Consider the following 24,224-nt stretch of genomic DNA (forward strand, 5'->3'; position numbering starts at 1 on the left):
GAAATGAACGGCCGGACCGGAGTGGCCGCGGCATCGGAATCCCGCGTAGTGCGGGGATAAACGTTTCGACGCAGCTACGTCGAAACTCAGCCATTGAGCGCGTCTTCGCGCAGTTGAGCGATGATCCGGCTCGCCGCGAGCAACCCGCGATAGATCTTTGCGCGTGCATTGCGGTCTTCCGGCGAGCCGTCGGTGCGGCTATTCAGTTCCTCCGCGCTTTCTTCGAGCGCGCGGCGCAACACGGCGACTTGCGCATCGGCATCGGGCGCGCGCACGAGCCCTTGCAGATCGTTGAACTTCGCCGCATGACGTTCAATTGCCTGATACATGAGATTTCTCCGTGACAGTAGGTCCGGCTGCCGGGACGGCTGCCAATTGAGGTGGTTGCGAGGCGGCTTGTGCGGTCGCTTGTGTGCCTGCTTGCGTGGCCGCTTCGGGCGCCGCGCCGCTCAGTCCGTGACTTCGTTCGCCATCGCCATCGCCGTTCGCCGCGGCGTCGCTCGCGGACATGGGTGGGGCGGCGGGGTCGTCGGCGAGGATGAAGATGTGCTTCACGCCATCCGGTGTCTGCGCATAGCGCACGCGATCGGACGACACCACGGTCGTGTACTGGCCGTCGGCCTCGGCGGTGGGACTCGCGTCGCTGCCCGTCGCGTCGATGCGCAGTTCCTTCACGTTGGCGTCGAGATCCGCCCGTACGCGCTGTACGGCCTGCTGCACGCCGTCGATGTCGACACCCGTACCCGTGATCGCGAACACGCCTTTGCCCGCGTAATGCACGTCGACGTTCGCCATGCCGATCGCTTCCTTGATGCCGCGCGCCGTGTCCTCGGCGTTGCCGTATTGGCGGGTCACGCGCGCGCCCTGGATGTGTTCGAGCAGACGCTGCGCGACCAGATCGTCGCCGGCACTGGAGACAAGCCCGGTCACGAGCACGCCGCCGTGACCGTCGAGCGTCGCGTGCAGGTCGGTCAGACGCGCGCCCGCGAGATCGCGATTGGCCTGTTCGGCGGCGGCGACATCGGGCGGCGGCAACGATGCCTTGGCCCGCGTGCTCAATGCCATCGACGCCACGCCCGACACAATCGCCAGCATCACGCACGCGGCGCCCACGGCTGTCACGAGCTTGCGCTTGATGATCCATTGACCGCTTCCGGCGGCGGTTTCGTTTGCGGGATCGTCGGCGCTTTCGGGCTTGACCAGCAGCGTCGAGAGGAGGGCGAGATCGCTCGGCCACACGGCGTCGTCGGGGCCGATGCATAGAACCGTCTGGTCGAACTGCATCGGCACGAAGTCGGTCATCAGCACGACGCCGGGGTCGAGCGCATCCGGGTGCGCGGCTTCGTCGGTGTGAGCGGCGGCGGAGTCGGCTGAGTTGCTTGCGGCTACTGCCTTGACTGGCGCGGGCTCGATACGCGTAACCGTCACTACATCGGTTTCGTCGACGTTCAGCACGACTGCCGCGCCGCTCCAGTCGGTGATGCGGATGTCGGCATCGTCGTCGGAGTGGACCCGGTGAGCGCCCGTGCTGAGGCGGGCTTCCGCGCCGGCATGGTTACCTGTCAGGATGCGCAGCAGTTTCATGGTTTCAGACTTACGCGAAGATCGTTCGGCGCATCGGATCGACACACCACGCAATCCAGATTAGCGATATCCGCGTGCAGCGTGCCCGTGTTTGCGAAGCCGTCCACGGCCGCACGAAACGCCACTCAGGCACGCGACGCGGCGCGCAGCCGCGCTTCGATCGCACCGAGCAGGGCCGCGTTCAGATGACGCCCGCGCTCGGCCTGATCCGGGGTGTTCGGGCGTTCAAGCACGAGCAGGACGAGATTCGCCAGCAGATTCACGCGCTGCGCAAGACCTCCGGTCGATCTGGCGGTGCGCAGCGCGGCTCGCGCATCGAGCTGTTGCGCTGAGCCGGCCGCGCCCGTTGCGTCCAGTGCCGTTTGCGCGAGACGCTGTGAAACTGTAGTGAGCAGTTCGCGCCTCGCCGCCGACGTGCTCGGCGCAAGCGCGCCTTCGGCGGCGCGCAACATGTGGATGCGCTGCATCAGCGACTGCAACGCGCGATCGGCTGACGGCACGTTTCCGGCCGCGATGCCGTCGCGCAACTTCAGCAGCGCTTCGCCGATGGCCGCGCGTATTTCGCCGCCGCGCGCGGCACCCGAGCGCGGCGGTGCGACCGCGCTGACGCCTCCAACGGCAGTGGCTGCAAAGACGCCGCCAGGCGTGCTGTCCTGATCATGATCATGATCGTGCTGATTGTCGCGTTGCTTGCCGTTCTGTTGGCCGCTTTCCTGCTGCGGCTGGCCGCCGCCACCGCCGCCGCCTTGCCGGCCGCCGTCGCGTGTGACGCGATCGGCTTGCACCTTGCTCCGCGCCGTTTTTGCGCTGGTTGCGTGAGCGCCTTTGGGCGCACCGTGTGCAGTCGACGCAGCGCGTTGCGACGGCGCGAAGCGTTTGCCTGCGGCTCGCGCGGCCGCCTGACGCTTGCGCAACGCGGCAGCAAGTTGGCGCGCCTTCGCGCTGTTCGCTTGCGCAAGATGATGCGAGTGATGCGCGTGTGCAAACGTCACGTTGTTCTTGTAGACGGCAGAAAAGCGCACGGCCTGTGTATGCGATGCGTCGTGGTTCGCGCGGTTCGCTGCTGACGTTTCGGTGGACGCGCCGGCTTGCGCCGCGCGCGTCTGGGCGGAGACCGTCGTCATTGCGAGGTCGCGGCCTGCAACACCTGGTTGGCGAAGCGCAGCACGGCGGCGGCCGAAATGGGCGCGGCCACGACGAGCGCCACGACGACTGCCACCAGTTTGACGCCGAATGACAGCGTCTGATCCTGCAGCGAAGTGACGGCCTGCAGGAATGAAACGACGAGGCCGACGCCGGCTGCGATCACCACGATCGGCAGCGACACGTAAAGACACAGCAGAAGCCCCTGCGTCGCGAGGCCGATCAACGCGTCGATGTTCATGAGAACTCCTAGCGATAGCCGAGAATAAGGCCGTGAATGAGCGTCGACCAGCCGTCCATCGCGACGAACAGCAGCAGCTTGAACGGAATCGCGACACTGGTCGGTTGCACCTGGCTCAGGCCCATTGCCATCAGCACGTTGGCGATGATCAGGTCCACCACGATGAACGCGATGTACAGCAGGAAGCCGATCTTGAAGGCATCCGTGAGTTCGGTCAGCGTGAAGGCGGGCGCGAGCACGATGATGTCGGTGTCTTTGAGCGCCTTCGCCTGTTCCTTCGGCCAGATCGCGCTCGCCGAGCGCAGGAAGAACTGCCGCTCGCGCGGTTGCGCATGAGCCTTCAGAAAATTGCGAAACGGTTCGCGCGCGGCGGCGATGCCTTGCGTCACCGTCTGCGTGACCGTACTGCCGCTCGTGTTCGCTCCGCTGCTGCCTTGCATCGCGCCGGCGGCGGTGAACGCGATCGGCGCCATGATGTAGACCGAGACGATGATCGCGATGCCGTTCAGCACCATGTTCGGCGGCACCTGCTGGACGCCGAGCGCGTTGCGCAAGAGCCCGAGCACGACGACGATCTTCATGTACGAGGTGACGACCATCGCCACGAACGGAATGATGCTGATCGCCAGAACGACGATCAGCAATCCGGTGATGTCACCGGTCTGTGTCGCTGGCATAGGCCATCCCCGTGATGCGGATTCCAAAGTGTTCGCCCACGCTTACCAGTTCGCCGTGGCCGATCGTCTGACCGTGCGCGACGAGTTTGATCCGGGCGTCGGTCACGGGCGTGCCGAGCTCGATCACGTAACCGCGCCGCAGCGCTGCGACTTGCGACAGCGGCAACGCCAGCGTGTCGATCTCGAACTGCACCGGCAGATCGAGTTCGCCGATGTCCAGAGGCGAAGTTGGGGTGAACGGTGCGGCTTCCGCTTCGGCTTCGGCCTCCGCTTCCGCTTCCTCTTCCGTTTCAGACTTCGTCGGCGCCTCGATGCCTGTCACGATGGCCGCTTCGTGCGCAACATCGTCTAGCGGAGGGTCGCCGTAGTCGATTCGCGGCAACTCGTCGCCTTCGACCTGCAGGTTTTCGTCACTCATGATGGGGTCGTCGTTGAGGGTGAGAAGGGCGCCGTCGAGCGCGACCGTGGCCAGCATGCAGCGTAGGCCCGGCGTGCCCCACGCGGCGCGCAGGTGCAAGGGGCCGTGGCCGCGCAAGCCAGGCACGGTCGCGCGGCTGAACGTGCGTAACAGCACGTCGCCGGGACGTAGTTTTTGAAGCGCGCGGATCGACACACGCCGCGCGCCGAGCGCGATGCGCCCCGGTACGCCGAGCGTCGCGAAGGCGTCCGGATCGCAGCGCCGCTGCTGCCCGTCGAACGAAGCAAGCCGCGTTTCGATCAGCCGGAGCGTGGGCAGTGCGATATCGAATAGCGTTTCGTACGCGGCACCCTCGCGCATCAGCGCGATGCGCAGACGCGCTGTGTTGTCGGACTCGAACGTGGCCGATTCCTTCGCGCGCTGCACGGACGCCACGCGCCACGTGCCCGCGCCGCTCGCATTGAAGCTGTCGACGAGCGGCGCAAGCACCGCGTTCGCAATCGCATTGCGCAGGCTCTGCTGCGCGCCGCTGTGGTCCACCTCGGCGGGTGTGGCAAGTATCTGCAGCGACGGGTAACGCGCGAGATCGACATGAAGCGAAAGTTGCCCCGACAGATGTGCAAGGACGATACGGCCGGCATCCTCTAACGGCTCGGCGCTCGCGGCGTCGTGCGCATCCACGTGCGAGACATGCACGGCATCGAGCCGGCCGAGCCGGCGCAATGCGTCGACGTTGCGCGCGTCGCACAGCAGGCGCGCGGCGCAGGCGTCGGCGGGCTGGATGGCCGGCAGTAGGCCGGCGAGAGAGCGAGGCCGGGTTTCGAGCATTGCGGAGGTCAGCGTCGAGCCATGAGTAGGGAGGGCGGGAATTACCAGATGGTCAGCGTCAGCGAACGCGGTTCGCTCCAGCTGTCGAGCAGCGCCTTCAGTTGCCGTTCGAGCATGCCGCTATGTAATAAGAGTAATTGCTTTGCCTGGGCGTCCTGCACGTCGAAGCGAAGCGACAGGCCGGCGGGCGAAAGCGTCAGGTTGAGCACGGTGTCGGCGAGCAGGTTGGGATCGAGCCGCATCGTCAGATCCCAACTGCCCGATTCGGCGACGAAGCGATTTGCGGAGAGCCGCGCGACCTCGCGCGCGATCGAAGCCGCCAGTTCGATAAAGCCTTGCTGCTGCATGTAGACCGCTTCGATCACGGGGGCGCTGCCGGCGCCAACGCGGCCCGCGACGGTCGTCCGATCCGGTGCGCGGTGCTGATCGGCGTCGCGTTCTTCGTCTTCGAGTGCGAACGGATTCGCGTTACTGTCGGCAAGCGTGCCGTGTTCCGGATCGCTCTCGCGTCGAACCAGCGCCGCATAGTCGAAGCCGCGCGCGCGCCGTGCGCGCTCGCCCGAGGTAGCGGACCCCGGCGCGAAACCCGGGCCGGACGCGCCGCTCGATTCCGTCGAATCCGGTGCGATGATGCGCGCGGGGCGTCGCATGGAGCGTGATAATGTCGACATTCAGGATGCCCTCATACCGTGACGGCGTAACAGCGTCCAGCCATCACGCCGTCATGCCGTCACGCGGCCGATCGGCTGCAATTCTACGAGCCCGCCAAGCTCCTGGTACGAATACACGTTGAGCCAGTCGAGCTTGCCTTCGAGCATGCGCCTCACATAGCGGCGAATATCCATCGACGTGACGAGCGCGATGTCGTCGCGCGCAATCGTTCCTGCGTACGCTTCGATGCTGTCGAGCAGAAAGGTCACTTCGTCGGGCGGCAGCGCGAGGTAGTTGCCGGTCGGAGTCTGCTTGATTGCCTGGCGGATATGCTGCTCGACCGGCCCGTCGAGCAGCACGGCGGGCAGCACCTTCGCGCCCTGGGTCGCGCGATGAGCGAGAAAGCGCGCGAGGTCGCCGCGCACATACTCGGTCAGCATCAGCATGTCCTTCTCTTTCGGCCCCCACGCGATCAGGCTTTCCATGATGTTGCGAACGTTGCGGATCGGAATCTGTTCTTCGAGTAGACGGCGCAGCACGTCGGCGATACGCTGCGGCGGCAGCACCTTTTGCACTTCCGCGAGCAGACCCGGATAGTCGATGCCGAGTTGCTCCTGAATCCACTGCACTTCCTGCACGCCGAGAAACAGCGACGCGTGCCGCCGCAAGAGCCGCACCGAAACATGCGCGATCACCTGTTCCGCGCGCCACGCTTCGGTCTTTGCGGGCAAGCCCTTTTCGTCGTGCCAGTAACTCGGCTGACTGCTGCCGTCGAGCGGCGCTCGTTGCTCGCAATTGGGTGCAAGCGCGCGCAATTCGGCGTCGCCCGGCCGGTCTTCGCCAATGCCGCTCGCCTCACGCGCGAGCGCGAGCGGCAGCGTCGGCAACACCACTTTTCCAGGCGGAATCTCTACGGTCAGATAAGGCACATCGTGCATCAGGAACTCGCACGTGGACGCGGCGAGGCGATCGGACGTCCACATCGTGATGCCGGGAAACGGCAATCCCAACTCTTCCTGCAATACCTCACGCTCCGCTTCGAACGACGTGTTGAGTCCCGCGAGACTCAGACGCGCGACCAGATCCGGCGCGATCCGCACGCCGAGCGCGCAGGTGAACGCGGGCGGATGCATCGCGATGGCGGGCGTTTCGATTTTCGCGCCGACACGCTGCATGGAGCGCACGGATTCGCCGTCGTGCAACTGGCGCGACGGCTTGCTCTTTTGCAACCGGTATGCGGCGAACGCCAGCACGCCGGACAACAGGATGAACAGCAGCCACGGCAAGCCCGGCACCGCAGCGAATGCGAGCAACAGCACCGCCGCGAAAAACAGTGCGGGCGGGCTCGTGATCAACTGCCGGCCAATGTCAGCGCCGAGCGAGCGTTGCGTTTCATCGCGATCGTCGGCGACGCGCGTGATCATCACGCCGGCCGCGACGGAGAGCAGCAGCGCCGGCACCTGCGCGACCATCGCGTCGCCGACCGACAGAATCGAGAAGCGGTTCGCCGCTTCCGCCGCCGTCATGCCGTGATACGCGACGCCCACCGCGAGTCCCGCCACGATGTTGATGACAGTGATGATGAGTCCTGCCACGGCGTCGCCCTTGACGAACTTCATCGCGCCGTCCATGCCGCCGTGCAGCGCACTTTCGAGCGCGAGCGTCGCGCGCTTGTGGCGCGCTTCGTCGGAGGTCAGCAGATTGGCGCGCAGATCGGCGTCGATGCTCATCTGCTTGCCGGGCATCGCGTCGAGAGTGAACCGCGCGCCCACTTCGGCGACGCGTTCCGAGCCCTTGGCGATCACGATGAACTGCACCAGCGTGATGATGATGAACACGACCATGCCCACCACCAGGTTGCCGCCCACCACGAGCTTGCCGAAGCTGTCGATGATTTCGCCCGCCTCCGCGTGCAGCAGTATGGATTTGGTCGATGCAATGCTCAACGAAAGGCGGTACAACGTGGTGAAAAGAAGCAGCGACGGGAACGCGGACAGCGACACCACGCTCGGCACGTAGAGCGTGATCATCAGCAGCGTTACGCTCGCCGCGATATTGAGTCCGACCAGAATGTCGATCATGAAGGTCGGCAGCGGCAGAATCATCAGCGAGAGGATTGCAATGATCAGGAACAGCATCCCGATCTCGCCGCCCACAGGAAATTTTAGCGTCTTGAGCATGGTGAATGTGGTGAGTCCAGCAAGAGCCGCGAACAGTGCTTACGCGGCGGGTGTCTGCATACTCTGGTTTTGCTTCGCGAGACCGATCGAGTCAACCCAACGCAGGATCGCCGCGACGGCTTCGAACAGTTCGTCGGGAATCGGCTCGTCGATCTCAACCTTGTAAAGCGCGCGCGCAACCGGTGGATTGCCGATAATCGGCACGTTGTAAATCTGCGCCTCGCGGCGCAATTGCGCCGCGGCTTCGTCCATACCCTTCGCGATCACGACCGGCAGCGGAAATTCGTCGGGCGCGTAGCGCACTGCGACGGCGTAGTGCGTTGGATTCACCACCATGATGCTGGCGGCAGACACCTTGCGCGGCGGCGCGGAGGTTGCGAGTTCGCGCGCGAGCCGCTTGCGTTCGCCTTTGATCACAGGGTCGCCTTCGTCCTGCTTGAATTCGCGCTTGATCTCGTCCTTGCTCATTTTCTTGCCGCGAATGTAGAGAAACTTTTGCAGCTTGAAGTCGACGCCGCCGAACATCACGAACAGCGCAGCGGCGGTGCCGAGAATCTTGAGCATCAGCCCGCTCGCGAGCCGCGACAGTTGCGGCACCGACTGAAACAGCGAGCCGATCACGAGCGGCAGCAAACCTTCGATCGTTTTCCACATGACGATCATGAGTACCGCGCCCTTGACGACCATCTTCAGCAATTCGAGCAGCGATTTCAGCGAGAAGATCTTTTTCACGCCGGCGGCGGGACTGATTGCGTCGAACTTGAACGACACGGCCTTCATCGAAATCACCACGCCCACCTGCGCGCCTACTGCGACGATCGCGGCGAGCACCGCCGCGCCGATGCTCGGCAAAATCGCGCCGGTCACGTGTGAGCCGATGACGTGCAACGTCACGTACAGCGTATCCATGTCGCGCGGCCCGCTCACGAAGCGGAGCGCGTCTTGCAGGCCCGCGCGCATTGCGTCGACCATCGAATCGCCTGCTGCCGCGAGCATCAGTACGCCGGCCGCGAGAATCACGCCGTCCGCGACGTCGGCGCTTTTCGCGACGTCGCCTTCCTCTCGCGCCTTGCGCAGCTTCTTTTCGGTTGGCTCTTCGGTCTTGTCGTCGCTCATCGCAGAGGTCCAGTGGAGGGGAGGCGGGGCGAGCCCGAACGTACGGCGTGTTCATGCAGCCATAGCGCGGCTCGATTCTATGCAGCACATGTCTCGCGCTATTGGCGCGATACGAAGCAGGACATCGGCGCGCGAAGCGACCGCCGTGTGAGCGGCCCTTGTCGTGCCCGGTGTTGCGCCCGCGTTGCGCCCGCGTTGTGCCTGTATCGAGCGCCGTTTCGCAATGCTGCTGATCGCTTCGCTCGCGGCGTGAGCCGCCGCGTTTTGCGCTGCTACCTTTCGCTCACTGGAAGCATCACCGAACACACGGAGTCAAACACCATGCTCGCAAACCAGCCCAAGTCGGCCCAGCTCTCTCAGTCGGTCAGCCAGGCCGACTATCTGAAGTGCAGTCAGGACGTGATTTCCGCGCTCATCGAAACGGTGTCGGTCGGGCTCTTCAGCCATTTCCCGACGGTGCGCGGCGATACGACCGACATCGAACTCGTGCTGGATGCGTTGCGCGCGCTGCGTCCGAAAGTGAGCGAGATCGAGTCGTTGCAAGGCGTGCTGTACATCGTGCATGGCCGTTGGGACGACGCAGTTCAGGTGCTGCGCGAGGTGATTCACGCGGCGCCGTCCTTTTCGTACGCGAAGGCGATGTTCGCTTACTGCCTCGCGTCGAAGGGCGATCCGAACTGGCGTCAATGGGCCGATGAAGCGCTTGCCGGCGACACGACGCCCGAAACGCGTTCGCTGATTCGCGCGCTGGAAGTGCGCGCAGACCTGCTGGCCGCGCGCGCGAGCTATCGCGGCGGTGAGTTTGTGTTGCCGCAGTCGTATCGCGAGCTGGCCGAGGAGCAGGAAGCCAAAGCCGCCGCCGAACACGCCGGGTCGGCCGCGCAGCCTGCGCGCGAGAATGCCGCGCAATTCCAGCAGATGGGTTTTCTGCGCGCCTGATTGCGGCGCGCGCGTCGTTTCACTTCGTTCACAGTCACGCCGGGAGTATTCACATGAGCCTGTCCATCACCAACGACTCGGTTGCCAAGGCGATTTCGGAAGCGTTCAAGACCGGCAATGGCGCCGAGACGCCCGGCGCCGACTCGGCCGCGAAATTCCAGGCGTTGATGCAGCAGGAGCGCGTCGCGCCGGATCGAGGCGGCGCGCATGCCGCAAACGACAAGCTCGTCGAAGCGATCTCGCACGAGGACGGCCAGATGGAAGCCGCGCTCAAGGAAGTCGCGCAGTTCGGCCAGCAATCCAGTTCAATGGCGCCAACGGAGGCAATCGCTAAAGCATCCGAAGTCGCGCTGAATCTGTCGATGGTGCAGTTCGACTTTCAGGCGAAGATGGCCGTGGTGACGTCGTCCAAGTCGTCGGCGGAAACCTTGATGAAGAACCAATGACCATGTTCACGGCTGAAGCATTCGGACCATGGCAGCACGCGCGCTGGCGCCGCGCGGCGATGGTCGTAGTGTGCGTTGCATGTGCGTTGCTCGCGGGTTGCAAGAAGGAGTTGTACGGCAATCTGAGCGAGCAGGACGTGAACGAAATGACGGTCGCGCTTCTGGAGCGCGGCGTGAGCGCGGAGAAGACCACGGCGGACGGCGGCAAGACCTACTCACTGCAGGTAAGCGACGACGACATGGTTCGCGCAATGGAAGTACTGCGCGACAACGGCTTGCCGCACAGCAAGTTCGACGATCTGGGCAATCTGTTCAAGAAGGACGGTCTGGTTTCCACGCCGACCGAAGAGCGCGTGCGGTTCATTTACGGCTTATCGCAGGAACTGTCGGGCACCTTGTCCCGGATCGACGGCGTACTGGTGGCGCGCGTGCAGATCGTGATTCCGAACAACGATCCGCTCGCGCAGCAAGTGAAGCCGTCGTCGGCGTCGGTGTTCATCAAGTACCGGCCGGGTCTCGCGCTCAACTCGCTTGTGCCGCAGATCAAGAATCTGGTCGTGCATAGTGTGGAAGGCTTGTCGTACGAACAGGTCAGCGTGACCGGCGTGGCAGCCGATCAGGTCGATCTGAGCCGCCGCAGCGACGCGCATGGTTCGGTGTGGCCGTGGGTTGCTACGGGGCTGCTCGTAGTCGTGCTGGTGGGCCTCGCGCTCGGCTTCGCGTTCCGCGACGCGTTGCAGCGGCGCTTCGGGCCGCTGTCGAATTTGGCCGGTGCTTTGTCGCAGCGACTCGGCCGCAAGGATCGGCGCTCCGCATGAACATGCCGGCTTCCTATGTCGCTTCCCACGTCGCCTCCCATCTCGCGCCCCGCGCTGGCTTATTGCATGGCGGCCATCGCGGGCACGTCCGCCTCGGGCCGAATGCCGATCATCTGGCGAGCATGTTTGCGAGCTATGAGCACAACGTCCGCACGGCGATTCGCTGGGTCCACGGTTCCTGGCTGGCGCGCGCATCGGGTCTTGGCGAAGCCGCCGCGCTTGCGTTGCGTGAACGTCTGCGACACGGTCCGTGCGAAGGCGTTTCGCTTGCGCTGATGCGCGCGTTGCCGTTCGCGCCGCCCTCGCTCGAACGGCTTATCGGCGTGCCGGCGGCGCGGCTCGATGCACTGCCGATCGAGCAAGGTCTTGCCGCGCTGTGCATCCGCGCGCTGCTGCTGCGGCGCGCGCAGGTGCGTCGTCTGATCGATAGAAACACGCGTGTGCGGCTCGCGCAATGGGCCGGATGTCCGCTCGACCGCATTACCGGCTCGACCGCTGCGGACACGCTTGCCGCGCCCGATCTGACGCGCGTGCTGGGCGCGGCGGCGGTGCCGTCGCTGGAGTCGCTCGAACATGCGCAACTCGCCCTGGAGGGCTACACATTGCTTGCGCGCGAGCCGCAAGCCGGCGACGTGCCCTGTGCGCTGCTGCGCTTCGCATTGCCGTACGACGCCCGGCACGCTGCGTGGCTGGGCGCCGTGCCCGCCGCGCTCGACGAAAGCGGAACGGGTGTCCTGCACGCGCGGCTTGCGGAGTTTATGCCGGAGTATCGATGGTTATCTGGCTGAGTCATCCACGTATCGCGCATGCGGCCGACGCGCTCGGCGAGACACGTTATGGCGTGAACGAGGACATCGTCGCGCGTGAGACGTTCGGCATGCTGGCGAGCGTCGACGATGTCTATGGGCGCGCCGAAGCGGAGCGCCAGGCGATTCTCGCCGCCGCGCACGTTGAGCGCGAGCAGCTATTACAGGCCGCACGCGAGGAAGCCGCCGCGCTCGTGGCCGAAGCGGCGCGGGAACGCGCCGACGCGGCCGAGGCGGGTTATCGCGACGGCATGGCGCAAGGACTCGCCGACTGGCTCGAGCAGGTCGCGAATGTCAGCAACGACGCTCACCGTCTACAGCGTCAACTCAGCAAGCGCATGGCCGAAATCGTGATGCTGGCGGTCGAGCAGATTGTCGGCGGGCAGGGTGCACAGGCGTTGTTCGCGCAGGCGCTGGGTGCAGTGGACCGGATTGTCGAAGGCTCGACCTATCTGCGCGTGAGCGTGCATCCTGGCGATCTCGACGCCGCGCGCGCGGCGTTCGGCGATCTGGAGCGCCGTTGGCGCGAACTGGGCCGTCCCGTCGCGTTGAGCGTACTCGGCGACAAGCGGCTCGCGCCCGGCAGCTGCACATGCGAGTCCGATGTCGGCATTGTCGATGCCGGTTTGTCGACGCAACTGGGCACGCTGCGCGCGGCGGTCGAACGCGCGTTACGGGCGTCGGTGGATGAATCCGTTGCGGCGCCCGCACAAGCCTTACCGGTTGAAGAGGGTTACAGCGCATGATCGAACTCGAAACACATGCGGGCGACAAAGCCGCGGCCACGCACGACGGCCTGCTGGGCGGCGCGGGTTTGCGGCAACTGAGCGACGCGATCGAACGGGAAATTCTCGCGAGCGTGTCGGTCCGCCAGGTCGGCAAGGTCGTGGAAGTGATCGGCACGCTGATCAAGGTCGCGGGCATCGATCTGAAGCTCGGTGAACTGTGCGAATTGCGCGTGCCCGGCGGCCGCCTGATGCAGCACGGTGAAGTGATCGGCTTCACGCGCGACTACGCGCTTGTCTCGCCGTTCTCGCGCCTGTCCGATGTGTCGCGCTCGACGCAGGTGGTCGGCCTCGGCCGGCCGCTGTCGATCAAGGTGGGCGACAAACTGCTCGGCCGCGTGATCGACGCGCTCGGCGAGCCGATCGACGGACTCGGGCCGATCGACATCGACCGTTACCGGCCCATTTTCGCGGACCCGCCGAGCCCGATGAATCGCCGCATGATCGAGGCGTCGATGGCAACCGGCGTGCGCGTGATCGACGCCATGACGACGCTCGCCGAAGGTCAGCGCATGGGCATTTTCGCGCCGGCCGGCGTCGGCAAAAGCACTTTGCTCGGCATGCTCGCGCGCGGCGCGCAATGCGACATCAACGTGATCGCGCTGATCGGCGAACGTGGCCGCGAGGTGCGCGAATTCGTCGAGTTGATTCTCGGCCCCGAAGGCATGGCGCGCTCGGTCGTGGTGTGCGCGACGTCCGACCGTTCGTCGATCGAGAGATCGAAGGCGGCTTACGTGGCGACCGCCATCGCCGAACACTTTCGCGACGAAGGCAAGCGGGTGCTGCTGATGATGGACTCGCTCACGCGTTTCGCGCGAGCCGGCCGGGAAATCGGGCTCGCGGCCGGCGAGCCCCCCGCGCGACGCGGCTTTCCGCCGTCGATCTTCGCCGAGCTGCCGCGCTTGCTGGAGCGCGCGGGTATGGGCGAGACGGGCTCGATCACGGCGCTCTACACGGTGCTCGCCGAGGACGATTCCGGCAGCGACCCGATTGCCGAGGAAGTGCGCGGCGTGCTCGACGGCCATCTGATTCTGTCGCGCGAGATCGCCGCGCAGAATCGCTATCCGGCCATCGACGTGCTCGGTAGTTTGTCGCGTGTGATGCCGCAGGTCGTCTCCCGCGAATTCATGGCGTCGTCGTCGCGGCTCCGCAAGCTGCTGGCGAAACACCGCGAGGTGGAGATGCTGTTGCAGATCGGCGAATACCAGCCCGGCACGAATGCGCTCGCGGACGAAGCGATCGAAAAGATCGACGCACTGAAAGCGTTTCTCTCGCAAGCGACGGACTCCTACGCCGATCCCGCCGCAACGGAAGCGGCGCTGCACGAACTCGCGCAAGGCCAGGCGGTATGAGCGCGCAGCGGCAGATCACGGCACTCAAGCGGTCAGGCGCGCGGCGCGAACGGTTGGACGAAGCCTTGCGTGGCGCGCTCGCCCAGCGCCAGAACGAGCGCGCCGCGTGTTGCGCGCAAGCCGATGCGGCCGCGCAACGGCACGCGGAGCTCGACGCCGTGGTGCGCATGTATCGTCAGCGCATCGCGGCGACGATGACCGGCGCCGAGCCGTTCTCGATCGACAACTTCACGTCGATCCGCCGTTATACGGAGACGGTCGAGGAACGGCTCGCGCACGCGAAGTCGGAGTTGAACGAAGCGCGCGCCGCAATCGCCGCGAAAGATGAAGAGATCGCCGCCGCGCGTCGTGACATCGCGCAGAATCGCGGTCGCATCGACATGTGCGAGCAGCGCGTGAAAAAGCTTGAAGCGGTGCTGGATGGCATTGCCGCCGACGCCGAGGACGAAGAAACCGAAGAAATGGCGCTCGCGCGACTGGGCCGCAAATGAACGCGTATCTGCTTGAACACGGTTTGCAATTCTCGCAGTATCTGGCGGTGTGGGGCGTGTGCTCGCTGCGACTGTTCGCCCTGATGACACTGTTTCCGCCCACCTCCGACGGCGTGCTGCAAGGCGTCGTGCGCAACGGCGTCGCTCTCAGTTTCAGCATGTTCATCGCGGCGGGGCAGCCGGATTCGTTTGGCGCGTCGCTCACCGGCCTGACTCTGCTGACAATCGGTCTGCGCGAAACCTTTATCGGCATCGTGATGGGCTTTGCGGCGTCGACGGTATTCTGGGTCGCGGAAGGCGCGGGCAGCTATCTGGACAATCTCACCGGCTTTAACAGCGCGCAGTTGCAGAACCCGATGCTATCGCAGCAATCCACGCCTTCAGCGACGCTGCTTGGCCAGGTCGCGACGGTCGCGTTCTGGTCGCTCGGCGGCATGCAGTTTCTGCTGGAAGCGTTGTATGCGTCGTATAAGTGGTGGCCGGTTACGGCGTCCATTCCAGCGTCCGTCAATGTGCTCGATGCATTCGTGATGCACCAGACCGACACGCTGATGCAAACAGTCGCCAAACTTGCGGCGCCGATGCTGCTCGTGCTGCTGCTGATCGACATGGGCGTGAACCTCGCGTCGAAATCGGCGCAGAAACTCGAACTCAGCGCGCTCAGCCAGCCGATAAAAGGCGCGGTGGCGGTGCTGATGATGGCCGTGTTCGCCGGCATCTTCGTTACGCAAGTGCGCGACCAGCTCGACCTGCGTCTGTTGAAAACCAGCCTCGAAGCGCTCGCTCGGGGCGAGACGAAAGCATCTGCGGATGCGCCCGCCACCGTACCTTCACGGCCGCTGCGGTAAAGCCGCGCTCGCGGCGACATGCCAATTCTCAACTATTTTTAATAATCACCGTTTCCCTCTGATTATTGAGAATTGGCGGATCCAGCTTTGTTAAATTGACCTCCGTTGTCGCAAGGCGCTGACGATACCGCCGAAGTTCGGCGCGCAGAAAATCAAGACGCCTAAGCATTTCATGCCGCGACGTCCGCTCGAAGACCTGTTACGGAGCAAGCCATGTTTTCAACCTTTTACTTTCCTCTCGTATCCGTTCTCGCGTCGTCGGCGGCGCCGGCGGGTCTCTACGACATGATCGCCGGGGGCCGGATTCTGGCGGCATCGACACAGATCTCGCGCCACGTCGAATCGTGCGACGAAGACATTCTGCCCGCATGGCTGCAATTGCAAGGCGACCTGAACATGACGTTCGGCATGGAACTCGACGCCGATGAATCGTTTCGTCAGGCACAGAAGAAAATGCGCGCATCGCGCTCGCAGATGCGAGCAGCGTCGTGCCGTAATGCGGGCTGGCAGGCGTTGTTCCGTCATCGGCTCGGTACGGCGATGGCGTGCTTCACACGCGTAGTCGAAGATACTGGCGGCGACGCTGCGCTGCGTCTCGAAGGTTTGTTCGGCACCTTCTGCGTATTGTTCGATCTCGGCCGTTTGCGCGAAGCGGGTCTCGCGCTCGACGAGCTCGAGAACCTCCTCACCAGCGACGCCGCGCAGTTTCACAACGTGGCCGGCTGGCACGATCTGATCGACACCGTGCGTTTCGATCTGACGACGCAAAGCGAACTGCGCTCGCACGCCGAACTTGCCGATCACGGCTACTGGCAACCGGGGTTCGCGGGCGACGCGCAATGCTCGGTGGTGTCGGTGCCCGCCGCGCTGATGCGTCGTGCCGCAGCGGGCGTTAAAGGGCCGCTGCTGCGCGGACGCATTGAGTTTCTCGAGCAATTGCATGCGTTGGCCGAGGGCGGCCGCGACGCGGAACGCACGCTCAACGAGCATCTGAACTGGGCCGCGACGCAAGGATTGACGGCGTATCAGCGCGCAGCGCGTCTCGAGATGATGCTCGCGAGTCTCGCAGGCGGCGTGCCGCAACTCGCGGAGTCGATCATCAATCTGCTCAGTGCGGAGAGCCGCGGCTGGCAAGGGCATCGTCAGCTGGAATATCTGTACGGGCTGGCAAAGCTGCGGCATTTGCAAGGCCGCAACGGCGAGTCGCTGACGCTCTACGCGCGTTATGCGGTCAACGCGCTGCGTTGCGTGCGCGACGAGGCCGGCGCGCTCGCGCAATACACGCAGCGCACCGCGCGTCCGCCGGAACAACTGGACGACATCGCGGCTCGCCTGCCGGCGAAATACCGGCGCGCGTACCGCTTTCTCGTCGCGAATCTCGAACGCAAGGATCTGTCGATACGCGAGATCGCGCTGGAGATCGGTGTCACCGATCGGGCGTTGCAAAGCACCTTCAAGAACAGCCTCGGCTCGACGCCGAGCGAAATCATCCGGCAGTTACGCATGCAGCGCATTCGCGCGGAACTGCAAGCCGCGAGCGGCAGCGAGCGGGGCATTCTGGAAGCCGCCAGCAAGTGGGGTGTGAGTAACCGCTCGACCCTCGTCAACGGATATCGGCGTCAATTCAACGAAGCACCTTCCGACACGCTCAATCGCTGAAATTGTGCATCACGCCTGCACGTCATCTCAATCACCGACTTTCCACAACATCATGAAATCAAAACTAGGTCGCTGTGCAATCGGCGCGGCTTTGCTTCTCTGTCTCACTACCGCTCACGCTGCGCCAATCAAATGGCGGCCGGGGCTCGTGCAGATCTCGGTGGAAAGCAAGGACGTGAAGGATGTACTGAGCGATTTCGCGGCGAGCCAGGGCATCATCATTTCCATTGCGCCAAATATCCAGGGCACGGTGTCGGGCCGCTTCGACCTGCCGCCGCGCAAGTTCATCGACACGATGGCCGCGACCTTCGGTTTTGTGTGGTTCTACGACGGCAGCGTGCTGTCGATCAGCGCGGCCAACGACGTCTCCACACGAGTCATCAACCTCGACTTCGCCGGAACGGAAAATCTGCGTCAGACGCTCAAGCAGATCGGCCTCGAAACCGACCGCTTTCCGATCGTGTACGACCCGGTTCAGGGCGTTGCACTGGTAACCGGACCGAGCCGGCTTTTGTCACTCGTGAGCGACGTGGCGGCGCGCATCGATCAGAACGCGAATCGACGCACCGGCAGCGAGGTCCGCGTGTATCCGCTGAAAAACGGTTGGGCCGACGATCATAAAGTGGTGATCGACGGCAAGACAGTGATCGTGCCTGGCGTGGCGAGCGTGCTGTCGAGCCTGTATCACCCGCAAAACGATAGCGACAAAAATGGCAACTCGCGCGGTGCGACGCCGGATGTGACGCCTTCGGTGCGACCTGTCGACGCGATGGCGGACGTGCGGGGCGGGACCTCCGGCGGCTCGCCGTATCCCGACAACGCGGGCGTCAATCCGCCGTTGCCGGGTCTGTTCGGCGCGCCGTTGCCGAACGCGGCGGGGCCCGTCGGCGCGCCTGCGCAAGGCGCGCACAACGGCAACGACGCGAGCGGACGAGGCGCGCCGTCCACGGCCGCGCTACCCGACGGCGCGGGCTCGTTGCCGGTCATCATTGCGGACCCGCGCACGAACTCGGTGCTGGTGCGGGATCTGCCGCAACGTGTCGATCAATACAAGCCGCTCATCGACCGGCTCGACGTAAAGCGCCGCATGATCGAGATCGAGGCGAACATCATTCAGATCAACGACAACGCGCTCAAGCAGATCGGCGTGGACTGGCGCGCTCACAACAGCCACGTCGACTTTCAGACGGGCAACGGCGTGACGAGTGCGAACAGCTTCAACGGCCAGTTGAATCCGACGTTCACGGGAACCGACGCGAACGGCAACACGATTGCCAACGTGACGCCGGCGGGCTTGTCGTTGACGGCGGTGGTGGGCGATGCGGGGCGTTATCTGCTCGCGCGCGTCAATGCGCTCGAACAGGACGATCTCGCGCGCGTCGACGCAAGCCCGAAGGTCGCGACGCTGGATAACGTCGAGGCGGTCATGGACAACAAAACGCGCTTCTTTGTGAAGGTAGCGGGGTTCACGTCGAGCGATCTGTTCAGCGTGTCGGTCGGCAATACGCTGCGGGTGCTGCCAATGGTCACCGACGACGAAGGCAAGACGCAAATCAAGTTGCAGGTGCATGTCGAGGACGGACAGATCGTGCCCGGACAAACGACCGACCAGATTCCTCAGATCGCCACGAGCGAAATCAACACGGAAGCCGTCGTGACGGAAGGGCAGAGTCTGCTGATTGCCGGATATCGGATCGATAACCAGACCAACGGCGAATCGGGCGTGCCGGTCCTGTCGAAGATACCGTTTCTGGGCGGACTGTTTCGCTATCGGCAGAAACAGAATAGCCATATGGAACGGTTGGTATTGCTTTCGCCGCGCGTGATCGAGTTCTGATCGAGTTCTGATCGAGTCCTGGTAACGGATGCAGGAACGAAACGCTGAATGCCGGTTGTGCGCGATATGCGTCACACCGGCTTTTTTTTGCGGTGCTTCAGGCGTGCACGGCTTCGGTCACACGCTCGGCGAGCAGCGACGGGTGCGCGCCCGGCTCGATCGTCACGCCGAGAAACCGCCCGACGATAGCGATTGCTGTCTGATTGCCGCTCTCCAGAACCTGCGCGCCGAGACGCCGCCATTCGTCGTCGCGCAGCATGAAGAGACACAAGCCGTGCAACGCCGATACGATCGGCAAACCCGCGTACCGGTCACTCACCTGACGCAGCAGTTGCGCCGCCTCGCGCCAGTCGGTCCGGCTGATATGCAGACGCGCTTCGAGTACGTCGGCGAGCGGCGAATCGGGCTGCCATGTTCGCAACGCAAGCAACATGTCGTCGAGATCGGCCTGCGCTCCGATGCGCATGCCGCCCGAGAATACGGATAGGAAAGCGTCGAGTACGGTGGCGCTGCATTGAATGGTCGGCATGCTGGTTTCACAGAGAAGAAGGAACAAACGATTCGCGTGGTGCGTCCATTTGCATTGTGCGACGCGGCCCGCCGCAACAAGCGGATCGCGCGAAGCGTCGTGCTTTGCCACGAAGTGGGCCGCGTGCCACCGCGGCTTTGACGCATGCTCGACGCATGGCGGCACGTCAAGGCGCCGGCATTCCCAATGTCGATGCCGACGCCGATCCCATGCTCCAGCGCTCGACGATAGCGGCGATACGACGCGCGTAGTCGTCGCGTAATGCGGGCGTCGCCGAGTGATAAGCACCAACGGCGGCCCACGTATTGCCGTATTTGACGACCTGCCGGCGCAATTGCCATGCGGCGATGTAGACGTTCTTGCACGGCGTCATCAACGCGTCCTGACCGATTCCGTAGCGCGCTAGCGCGCTCAGATGAATCGAATTGATCTGCATGAGACCGTAGTCGATCGAGCCGTTTGCGTTCTTGTGAACCGCGTCCGCACGATAGTGTGATTCCTGCCATGCGATTGCACGCAGGATAGTCGGATTGACGTGCTGATACGCGGCGGCGTCGTCGAAACAATCGGCATACGCGGGCGCTGCTGCAAACATAACGAGCGAACAAACGGCGGCGCCGGCAATGCGCGGTTTTACAAGGCACATGGGCGGCGTCAATACAGTTGCCCGCGTTCGCTCGCGGCGTGAGCGCGTTGCGCGCGTTCACTGCGTTGACGATAGTCGTCGTGAATTGCCTGCTGACGGCGCGCGTCCTGCTGACGTTTTTCCCACAACCGCTCCTCGCGATGCCGTTCCGCCACGGCGTCGTAATGTGCATCGACACGCACGAACCCGGTGGCTGCTCGCGTCGAAACGGTAAACGTCATCAACAGGGCGGCGCCGGTGAACAACGAAGCGCAATACACGGCACAAGGTCGGCGAATGAACATGACAGCGTTGCTCAAGATGAGCGATTCACATGGAGAACTTCACCATACCTGTTGCCAGCGTTTGCGCATGACGTAACGCGAAGCGGCACCACGGCGGCGCGAAGCGCGCGTCGCAAGTCGCCTGGGGTCGCCTCGGGTCGTCTCGAAGCAGGCGACTTTCAGATTGCGGGCGCGCAGGTTCGGCGCACTGCATGCGGCTTCGCACGCGCTACGCAACAGCGTGCGAGGGAAATCTATCTTGATGCAAACGCGGCGCTGTCGAGCGTCACGCGTCTGTCACTCATCGAGAGAAGAGAACGCCATGAATCCCATATCTACAGCGAGCGGTAATTACTTCGTCGGCACTTCGACAAACAGATTGCCCAATGCCGACAACGATCGTTCGCACGGCTCGGACGTCAGCAATCTGCTGCGCGATATCGCGAACCTGCTCGACGGCGGCAATTCCGCGAGCGGTGCGGCCAGCAACGGCGCGGGCCAGGATGGCCAGGTCAACGACGTCGCGAAGTTCATGCAGGATCTGCTCGCATTGCTCAAGCAAGGCGACGACGCTCAGGATCAGGGTTCGGGCATGCCAGGGTCCGGCGCGCATCACGGCGGGCATCATGTATTGGCGGGGCTCGGCGGTGCGCATGGAGGCGCCGCAGGCCCGGCTGGGGCTTCAGCGCCAGCGGCTTCCGGCGGTGCGTCGTCTGCTGCGCCTGCCGCTGATTCCGCCGCGAGCGCAGCAGGTGCAGCGGGTGCATCGTCGAATAACGGCAGCACCGGTCTCAGCACTGCGCCGCAAACTACCGCGAACACGCCTGCACAAAGCAAGCAGGTTGCTGACGCCTACATGGCCAATTTGCAAAAAGACTTCGGCCTGACGAAGGACCAGGCGGCCGGCGTCGTCGCGAATCTGTGGCATGAGAGCGGGGGCATGAACTCCGGCATCAACCAGGGCGGAGCAATCGGCAAGCCGAGCGGCAACATGGCCGACGACAACGCCAACGGCTACGGAATCGCGCAGTGGGGCGGCTCGCGCAAGCAAGGTCTACTCGACTTCGCGGCAAGCCAGAAGCCGCCGCTCGATCCGTCGAGCCAGGCCGCCAACTACGGCTTCCTCAAGCAGGAACTGGAAACGACACAACGCGGCGCGATCGACGCGGTGAAGAACGCGAAGACGCCGCAAGCCGCGACGCAGGCGTTTTCCGACGCGTTCGAGCATCCAAGCGATCCGCAGATGGCGTCGCGGCTTGCGAATCTGTCGACGATTCTGGCGTAACGGTCTCGCCGCGCGGCAACGCAGTCGGGACGGCAGCGGGGCTGAACGGCCGGCGCTTGCCAATCCCGCTATTTCGGTCCGACCTGGAACGGCGCTATGTATGCAAGTGAGTTGCTGCTGATGTCTTATCTTGACGGCCAATTGTCCGCGGACGCTTCGTACGCGTTCGAAATCACGCTGCAACTGCGCCCCGCGCTTCAGGCGCGGGCGGCGGCGCTGCGAAGACAGTATGAAGCGTTGCAGGCGGCTTTTGCACGCCAGCATCTGCCGCCAATGTCCGCGAGCGTCGCGCGGCGAATCGAATTGCTTGTTCGCGGTGCGGGCAAGTCCGGCCAATAACCCGAAATCATCAAGGAAGCTAACAATGAATATGCGCGTACTGACGCAAACCACGCCGCTGCAGGCCAACACCGCGAGCGATGTCGGCACGCCCGAAGCGGCGGCGCTGAGAAACGGCGCGCCGGCCGACACGCAGGACGCCGGTTCGGCGGAAATGCAAGCATTGTTTAGCGCGATGCTGACGGGTTTGAAGCATGCGTCGTCAGCTGGAGGCAAGGCGCCGGGCACTCCTGACGGCCAGACCGTGCCGCGCGGACTCGTGCTGCGCAATCTCGCCCAAACGGGCGGCGCTCAGCCGAATGCGAGCGGACCCATGTTGCGCAATACGATGCAACCGGCGGACGGCCAGCGCGCCGATGATGCAGGCGAAGACAGCGGCGCGGCCGCGCCCGTCGCCGCGCAGCCCGAGCCTGCCAATACAACGGCGGCCGACCCTGACGCGAGCGCGTCCCCGGCATCGCCCGCACCCACGCCGGAAGAACAGCAGGCCCAGCAACTCGCCCAACAGCGCTCGAACACGTTGAGCGTGCTCGACGCGCACGCGAAGGAACTGGGCACGATGAGCTTCTCCGATCTCGACAAGAAGATCGACGATCCGAAGACGCCGCCCGATCTCAAGCAGGCGCTGCAATCGCTGAAGAACGATCCCGACTTGCAGAAGCAACTCGACGGCGCATTGAACGGCAAGTCGGACGGCAAGTTCATCGCAGGCGACATAAAGCGCACGCTCGCGGACCAGCAACTGGCCGCGTCGCCGGATCGTGCAAACGCGATCAACGTGTTGCAGCGTCACGAAGGCGAACTTGGCACGCTCAAGTTCTCGGATCTCGACAAGAAGATCAATGATCCGAAAACGCCGCCCGATCTGAAGGCGGCATTGCAAACGGTAAAGAACGATCCCGGCTTGCAGCAGATGCTGGACTCGGGCAAGAACGGCAAGACGGACGGCAAGTTCAGTGGCGGCGACGTGAAAGCGCTTTCGAACTCCCCCACGTTGATCGCGATGAACCAGAAGCAGGCCAGTTCGTTCGAGAAGAACTACATTCCGTCGGACGACACCAGCGGCGCGAAGCAGGGCCGCCCCATGACGGCGAACGACGCCGAGCGCGAGCTGTATCGCTATTCCGACAACCTGCCCGACCCGGTGACGAAGGACTCGTTGCAGCAGATCGTCGACGGAACGGGCAGCGAGGGCAAGCGCCCGCCTCAAGTGATCGCGGCGGCGCAGTATTACCTCGATCATCCGGACGACTGGCAGAAGCTCGCAGGCAACGCCGACGGCAAGGTCAAACGCGGCAAGCTGGAGGACGCGATTTCATCGAACGTCGAATTGAATGCAGACGAAACCGCCACCGTTAAAACGATGCAGGCGAATTCCGACGCGTTCTTCAAGGACGGCAACCTGACGCGCGACAAGCTCAAGACCTTGTCGAACGATCCGAACCCCGACGTCGCGAAAGCAGCGAAGCAACTGCTCAACGATCCGATGTTGTTCGGCATGATGGACAACGCGCTGCACGGCAATAGCGGCTCGTTTTTCCACGCCGCCGACGACGGCAAGATTTCGAAAAAGGACTTCGACAAATTTACCTCGACGATGAACAAAACGCCCGCGCCGACCTACGCGACCCAGGCGCCGTCGAGCGCGGAGGACGCGAGCGCGGTCGCCGCGATGCAGGACGGCGAAGCCGACCAGCCGGACACGAAGGCGAAGAAGGGCGGCCAGTTCCAGGACTTCCTGCACGGGCTCCTCACGATCGCCTCGAAGATCGAGGGTGTTGTGTCGAAGGTGCTCGGCGTGATCGCCGATCTCAAGATTCCGCTTATCAGCCAGCTGGCGGCAGCGGGCTCGGTTGGCGCGCAGGCGCTTTCGAGCGGCTACGAACTTGCCGACACCGCGCTCGAAGGCGGCGACATGAAGCAGGCCGGCATCAAGGCCGGCTTCGATGTGGGCGGCGCGGCCCTCGGCGCGCTGACCGTGCCGGGTGCGGGCACGGCGCTCAAGGGCGCGGAGTCGGCGGCACTGAACGCGGCGTATCAGGCCAACAAAGGTGTGATCAACAAAACGGCCGCGAAGGAAGCGGGTAAGCAGATCGCCAAGGACGGCGCGAAGGAAGTCGCCGGAACCGAGTACGACGATCACAAGGACGATTTGAATCTTCCCGGCGCGGCCTGATAACAGCGATGCTCGCTGCGAAACAGAAGAATGACACGAAGCAGAAGAACAACGCGAAGCAGAAGCGCGTCATGAAGCAGCAGAACGACACGAAGCAGAAGACCGACGCGAAGCGGCAGAGCGACGCGCCGCAAGGCTCCGAAGCGTCCCAATCGTCCCGTTAGAAG

Annotated in this window: 26 protein-coding genes; 14 read left to right on the forward strand and 12 right to left on the reverse strand. The window is 64.1% G+C overall.

What is annotated here, in order from left to right; genetic code table 11:
• Positions 1-86: 86 nt before the first annotated feature.
• The 9 genes from BCA01S_RS24645 to sctU all read right to left on the reverse strand — a co-directional run bounded on the left by BCA01S_RS24645 (position 87) and on the right by sctU (position 8,838).
• Positions 87-329 (reverse strand): hypothetical protein, encoded by a 243-nt coding sequence (locus tag BCA01S_RS24645; RefSeq protein ID WP_020070027.1) that lies wholly within the window; start codon positions 327-329, stop codon positions 87-89.
• Entirely contained in the window at positions 313-1,584 is a 1,272-nt protein-coding gene (locus BCA01S_RS35235; protein ID WP_042319316.1) for a hypothetical protein, read from the reverse strand. The genes BCA01S_RS24645 and BCA01S_RS35235 overlap by 17 nt, the downstream gene beginning before the upstream one ends.
• A gap of 125 nt (positions 1,585-1,709) precedes the next feature.
• Positions 1,710-2,708, reverse strand: a complete 999-nt coding sequence (locus tag BCA01S_RS24660; protein ID WP_027779212.1) for a hypothetical protein — start codon at positions 2,706-2,708, stop codon at positions 1,710-1,712.
• A complete protein-coding gene (gene sctS / locus BCA01S_RS24665; protein WP_020070023.1) occupies positions 2,705-2,968 on the reverse strand; it encodes a type III secretion system export apparatus subunit SctS in 264 nt (87 codons plus the stop codon). The genes BCA01S_RS24660 and sctS overlap by 4 nt, the downstream gene beginning before the upstream one ends.
• Before the next feature lie 8 nt (positions 2,969-2,976).
• A complete protein-coding gene (gene sctR, locus BCA01S_RS24670; RefSeq protein ID WP_027779213.1) occupies positions 2,977-3,645 on the reverse strand; it encodes a type III secretion system export apparatus subunit SctR in 669 nt (222 codons plus the stop codon).
• Positions 3,623-4,891 carry a type III secretion system cytoplasmic ring protein SctQ gene (gene sctQ, locus BCA01S_RS24675; RefSeq protein ID WP_042319320.1) on the reverse strand — a complete coding sequence of 423 codons (1,269 nt, stop codon included), beginning with the start codon at positions 4,889-4,891 and terminating at the stop codon, positions 3,623-3,625. Before sctQ ends, sctR begins: the two co-directional genes overlap by 23 nt.
• Positions 4,892-4,932: 41 nt before the next feature.
• Positions 4,933-5,562 (reverse strand): type III secretion system protein SctP, encoded by a 630-nt coding sequence (sctP, locus tag BCA01S_RS35240; RefSeq protein ID WP_084166915.1) that lies wholly within the window; start codon positions 5,560-5,562, stop codon positions 4,933-4,935.
• A gap of 51 nt (positions 5,563-5,613) precedes the next feature.
• Positions 5,614-7,722, reverse strand: a complete 2,109-nt coding sequence (gene sctV, locus BCA01S_RS24685; RefSeq protein WP_027779215.1) for a type III secretion system export apparatus subunit SctV — start codon at positions 7,720-7,722, stop codon at positions 5,614-5,616.
• A 39-nt stretch (positions 7,723-7,761) separates the two neighbouring features.
• On the reverse strand, positions 7,762-8,838 hold the full coding sequence (gene sctU / locus BCA01S_RS24690; RefSeq protein WP_027779216.1) for a type III secretion system export apparatus subunit SctU: 1,077 nt from the start codon (positions 8,836-8,838) through the stop codon (positions 7,762-7,764).
• A gap of 321 nt (positions 8,839-9,159) precedes the next feature.
• Here sctU and BCA01S_RS35245 point away from each other — a divergent pair, with 321 nt between their 5' ends.
• From BCA01S_RS35245 to sctC, 10 genes are all read left to right on the forward strand, one after another.
• On the forward strand, positions 9,160-9,777 hold the full coding sequence (locus tag BCA01S_RS35245) for an HrpB1 family type III secretion system apparatus protein (protein WP_042319365.1): 618 nt from the start codon (positions 9,160-9,162) through the stop codon (positions 9,775-9,777).
• A 53-nt stretch (positions 9,778-9,830) separates the two neighbouring features.
• Positions 9,831-10,223 carry a hypothetical protein gene (locus BCA01S_RS24700; protein WP_027779217.1) on the forward strand — a complete coding sequence of 131 codons (393 nt, stop codon included), beginning with the start codon at positions 9,831-9,833 and terminating at the stop codon, positions 10,221-10,223.
• A 59-nt stretch (positions 10,224-10,282) separates the two neighbouring features.
• Positions 10,283-11,041, forward strand: coding sequence for a type III secretion system inner membrane ring lipoprotein SctJ (sctJ, locus tag BCA01S_RS24705; protein WP_110405879.1), 759 nt, complete (start codon positions 10,283-10,285; stop codon positions 11,039-11,041).
• Positions 11,038-11,829: a type III secretion protein HrpB4 gene (locus BCA01S_RS35250; protein WP_052369498.1), complete on the forward strand. Its 792-nt coding sequence runs from the start codon at positions 11,038-11,040 to the stop codon at positions 11,827-11,829. The genes sctJ and BCA01S_RS35250 overlap by 4 nt, the downstream gene beginning before the upstream one ends.
• The gene (gene sctL / locus BCA01S_RS24715) at positions 11,814-12,593 is read left to right on the forward strand and encodes a type III secretion system stator protein SctL (RefSeq protein WP_027779219.1); all 780 of its coding nucleotides are present in this window, start codon (positions 11,814-11,816) and stop codon (positions 12,591-12,593) included. Before BCA01S_RS35250 ends, sctL begins: the two co-directional genes overlap by 16 nt.
• Positions 12,590-13,984 (forward strand): type III secretion system ATPase SctN, encoded by a 1,395-nt coding sequence (gene sctN, locus BCA01S_RS24720; RefSeq protein WP_027779220.1) that lies wholly within the window; start codon positions 12,590-12,592, stop codon positions 13,982-13,984. The genes sctL and sctN overlap by 4 nt, the downstream gene beginning before the upstream one ends.
• Positions 13,981-14,475, forward strand: coding sequence for a hypothetical protein (locus BCA01S_RS24725; protein WP_027779221.1), 495 nt, complete (start codon positions 13,981-13,983; stop codon positions 14,473-14,475). The genes sctN and BCA01S_RS24725 overlap by 4 nt, the downstream gene beginning before the upstream one ends.
• A complete protein-coding gene (sctT, locus tag BCA01S_RS24730; protein ID WP_027779222.1) occupies positions 14,472-15,323 on the forward strand; it encodes a type III secretion system export apparatus subunit SctT in 852 nt (283 codons plus the stop codon). Before BCA01S_RS24725 ends, sctT begins: the two co-directional genes overlap by 4 nt.
• Before the next feature lie 213 nt (positions 15,324-15,536).
• Entirely contained in the window at positions 15,537-16,982 is a 1,446-nt protein-coding gene (locus BCA01S_RS24735) for a helix-turn-helix transcriptional regulator (protein ID WP_027779223.1), read from the forward strand.
• 52 nt (positions 16,983-17,034) lie between these two features.
• The gene (gene sctC / locus BCA01S_RS24740) at positions 17,035-18,819 is read left to right on the forward strand and encodes a type III secretion system outer membrane ring subunit SctC (RefSeq protein WP_042319325.1); all 1,785 of its coding nucleotides are present in this window, start codon (positions 17,035-17,037) and stop codon (positions 18,817-18,819) included.
• Positions 18,820-18,916: 97 nt separating this feature from the next.
• On the opposite strand, the gene BCA01S_RS24745 is transcribed toward sctC, so the two are convergent.
• From BCA01S_RS24745 to BCA01S_RS24755, 3 genes are all read right to left on the reverse strand, one after another.
• Positions 18,917-19,348, reverse strand: a complete 432-nt coding sequence (locus BCA01S_RS24745) for an HrpB1 family type III secretion system apparatus protein (protein WP_027779225.1) — start codon at positions 19,346-19,348, stop codon at positions 18,917-18,919.
• Between the two features lie 166 nt (positions 19,349-19,514).
• The gene (locus BCA01S_RS24750; RefSeq protein ID WP_042319327.1) at positions 19,515-19,994 is read right to left on the reverse strand and encodes a lytic transglycosylase domain-containing protein; all 480 of its coding nucleotides are present in this window, start codon (positions 19,992-19,994) and stop codon (positions 19,515-19,517) included.
• Between the two features lie 8 nt (positions 19,995-20,002).
• Positions 20,003-20,215 (reverse strand): hypothetical protein, encoded by a 213-nt coding sequence (locus BCA01S_RS24755; protein ID WP_156955082.1) that lies wholly within the window; start codon positions 20,213-20,215, stop codon positions 20,003-20,005.
• A gap of 364 nt (positions 20,216-20,579) precedes the next feature.
• Here BCA01S_RS24755 and BCA01S_RS24765 point away from each other — a divergent pair, with 364 nt between their 5' ends.
• From BCA01S_RS24765 to BCA01S_RS38085, 4 genes are all read left to right on the forward strand, one after another.
• Positions 20,580-21,542, forward strand: coding sequence for a phage tail tip lysozyme (locus tag BCA01S_RS24765; RefSeq protein ID WP_244145942.1), 963 nt, complete (start codon positions 20,580-20,582; stop codon positions 21,540-21,542).
• Between the two features lie 96 nt (positions 21,543-21,638).
• Positions 21,639-21,881 carry a hypothetical protein gene (locus BCA01S_RS38615; protein ID WP_027779230.1) on the forward strand — a complete coding sequence of 81 codons (243 nt, stop codon included), beginning with the start codon at positions 21,639-21,641 and terminating at the stop codon, positions 21,879-21,881.
• 25 nt (positions 21,882-21,906) lie between these two features.
• Positions 21,907-24,057, forward strand: a complete 2,151-nt coding sequence (locus BCA01S_RS35255) for an HrpF/NolX family T3SS translocon protein (RefSeq protein ID WP_052369499.1) — start codon at positions 21,907-21,909, stop codon at positions 24,055-24,057.
• Positions 24,058-24,065: 8 nt separating this feature from the next.
• Positions 24,066-24,221 (forward strand): hypothetical protein, encoded by a 156-nt coding sequence (locus BCA01S_RS38085; RefSeq protein WP_156955083.1) that lies wholly within the window; start codon positions 24,066-24,068, stop codon positions 24,219-24,221.
• Positions 24,222-24,224: the final 3 nt, after the last annotated feature.

This window comes from Paraburkholderia caledonica NBRC 102488 (genome assembly GCF_000685095.1).
Lineage (GTDB): Bacteria > Pseudomonadota > Gammaproteobacteria > Burkholderiales > Burkholderiaceae > Paraburkholderia > Paraburkholderia caledonica.

Excerpts from the sequence above, each read along its gene's own strand:
- BCA01S_RS24645 (WP_020070027.1), bottom strand. The coding sequence starts at position 329 with ATGTATCAGGCAATTGAACGTCATGCGGCGAAGTTCAACGATCTGCAA.
- BCA01S_RS35235 (WP_042319316.1), bottom strand. The coding sequence starts at position 1,584 with ATGAAACTGCTGCGCATCCTGACAGGTAACCATGCCGGCGCGGAAGCC.
- BCA01S_RS24660 (WP_027779212.1), bottom strand. The coding sequence starts at position 2,708 with ATGACGACGGTCTCCGCCCAGACGCGCGCGGCGCAAGCCGGCGCGTCC.
- sctS (WP_020070023.1), bottom strand. The coding sequence starts at position 2,968 with ATGAACATCGACGCGTTGATCGGCCTCGCGACGCAGGGGCTTCTGCTG.
- sctR (WP_027779213.1), bottom strand. The coding sequence starts at position 3,645 with ATGCCAGCGACACAGACCGGTGACATCACCGGATTGCTGATCGTCGTT.
- sctQ (WP_042319320.1), bottom strand. The coding sequence starts at position 4,891 with ATGCTCGAAACCCGGCCTCGCTCTCTCGCCGGCCTACTGCCGGCCATC.
- sctP (WP_084166915.1), bottom strand. The coding sequence starts at position 5,562 with ATGTCGACATTATCACGCTCCATGCGACGCCCCGCGCGCATCATCGCA.
- sctV (WP_027779215.1), bottom strand. The coding sequence starts at position 7,722 with ATGCTCAAGACGCTAAAATTTCCTGTGGGCGGCGAGATCGGGATGCTG.
- sctU (WP_027779216.1), bottom strand. The coding sequence starts at position 8,838 with ATGAGCGACGACAAGACCGAAGAGCCAACCGAAAAGAAGCTGCGCAAG.
- BCA01S_RS35245 (WP_042319365.1), top strand. The coding sequence starts at position 9,160 with ATGCTCGCAAACCAGCCCAAGTCGGCCCAGCTCTCTCAGTCGGTCAGC.
- BCA01S_RS24700 (WP_027779217.1), top strand. The coding sequence starts at position 9,831 with ATGAGCCTGTCCATCACCAACGACTCGGTTGCCAAGGCGATTTCGGAA.
- sctJ (WP_110405879.1), top strand. The coding sequence starts at position 10,283 with ATGGTCGTAGTGTGCGTTGCATGTGCGTTGCTCGCGGGTTGCAAGAAG.
- BCA01S_RS35250 (WP_052369498.1), top strand. The coding sequence starts at position 11,038 with ATGAACATGCCGGCTTCCTATGTCGCTTCCCACGTCGCCTCCCATCTC.
- sctL (WP_027779219.1), top strand. The coding sequence starts at position 11,814 with ATGGTTATCTGGCTGAGTCATCCACGTATCGCGCATGCGGCCGACGCG.
- sctN (WP_027779220.1), top strand. The coding sequence starts at position 12,590 with ATGATCGAACTCGAAACACATGCGGGCGACAAAGCCGCGGCCACGCAC.
- BCA01S_RS24725 (WP_027779221.1), top strand. The coding sequence starts at position 13,981 with ATGAGCGCGCAGCGGCAGATCACGGCACTCAAGCGGTCAGGCGCGCGG.
- sctT (WP_027779222.1), top strand. The coding sequence starts at position 14,472 with ATGAACGCGTATCTGCTTGAACACGGTTTGCAATTCTCGCAGTATCTG.
- BCA01S_RS24735 (WP_027779223.1), top strand. The coding sequence starts at position 15,537 with ATGTTTTCAACCTTTTACTTTCCTCTCGTATCCGTTCTCGCGTCGTCG.
- sctC (WP_042319325.1), top strand. The coding sequence starts at position 17,035 with ATGAAATCAAAACTAGGTCGCTGTGCAATCGGCGCGGCTTTGCTTCTC.
- BCA01S_RS24745 (WP_027779225.1), bottom strand. The coding sequence starts at position 19,348 with ATGCCGACCATTCAATGCAGCGCCACCGTACTCGACGCTTTCCTATCC.
- BCA01S_RS24750 (WP_042319327.1), bottom strand. The coding sequence starts at position 19,994 with ATGTGCCTTGTAAAACCGCGCATTGCCGGCGCCGCCGTTTGTTCGCTC.
- BCA01S_RS24755 (WP_156955082.1), bottom strand. The coding sequence starts at position 20,215 with ATGACGTTTACCGTTTCGACGCGAGCAGCCACCGGGTTCGTGCGTGTC.
- BCA01S_RS24765 (WP_244145942.1), top strand. The coding sequence starts at position 20,580 with ATGAATCCCATATCTACAGCGAGCGGTAATTACTTCGTCGGCACTTCG.
- BCA01S_RS38615 (WP_027779230.1), top strand. The coding sequence starts at position 21,639 with ATGTATGCAAGTGAGTTGCTGCTGATGTCTTATCTTGACGGCCAATTG.
- BCA01S_RS35255 (WP_052369499.1), top strand. The coding sequence starts at position 21,907 with ATGAATATGCGCGTACTGACGCAAACCACGCCGCTGCAGGCCAACACC.
- BCA01S_RS38085 (WP_156955083.1), top strand. The coding sequence starts at position 24,066 with ATGCTCGCTGCGAAACAGAAGAATGACACGAAGCAGAAGAACAACGCG.